The sequence below is a fragment of the Kineococcus indalonis genome, from assembly GCF_009906395.1.
Lineage (GTDB): Bacteria > Actinomycetota > Actinomycetes > Actinomycetales > Kineococcaceae > Kineococcus > Kineococcus indalonis.
The window spans coordinates 1-511 of sequence record NZ_JAAALM010001000.1 but is presented as its reverse complement, the minus strand read 5'-3'; the positions used below and the strand labels follow the sequence as shown (position 1 = coordinate 511).

General features: G+C 76.9%; 1 protein-coding gene. It reads left to right on the top strand.

The annotated features are described in order from the left end of the window. Positions 1-179: 179 nt before the first annotated feature. A partial coding sequence (locus tag GTR00_RS24610; RefSeq protein WP_323132684.1) for an FAD-dependent oxidoreductase occupies positions 180-511 on the top strand: 332 nt, incomplete at its 3' end.

The following is a 511-nucleotide window of genomic DNA, read 5'->3' as shown; positions in this document are numbered from 1 at the left end:
GTCGTCGAGGGGGTCGTCGTGGAGCACGCAGGACAGGGAACCGCACGCCGCGGGATGGCCGCGCTCGTCATCCACAGCCTCGATACGCTCGGGGGGTGATCCCCAGCGCCACGTCCCCCGAGCGGTCGGACCCCCTGCTCCCGGCGGTCCCGTCGGGGAAGGCCTCACCCTCCCCCGCCGTGCCGTCCCCGCAGCTGCCGCCCTCCACCGACGTCCTCGTCGTGGGCGCCGGGCTGGCGGGCCTGGCCTGCGCCAAGCACCTGACGGACGCGGGCCTGGACGTGGTCGTCGCGGAGGCCTCCGACGGCGTGGGCGGGCGCGTGCGCACCGACGTCGTGGACGGCTTCCGCGTGGACCGCGGCTTCCAGCTGATCAACCCCGCGTACCCGGAGCTGCACAAGGTCCTGGACGTGGCTGCGCTGGGCCTGCAGCCCTTCGACGCCGGCGTGGCGGTGCACCGCGGCGGGCGCGTGGCCGCGGTGCGCGACCCGCGCCGGCACCCGGCCGGCGT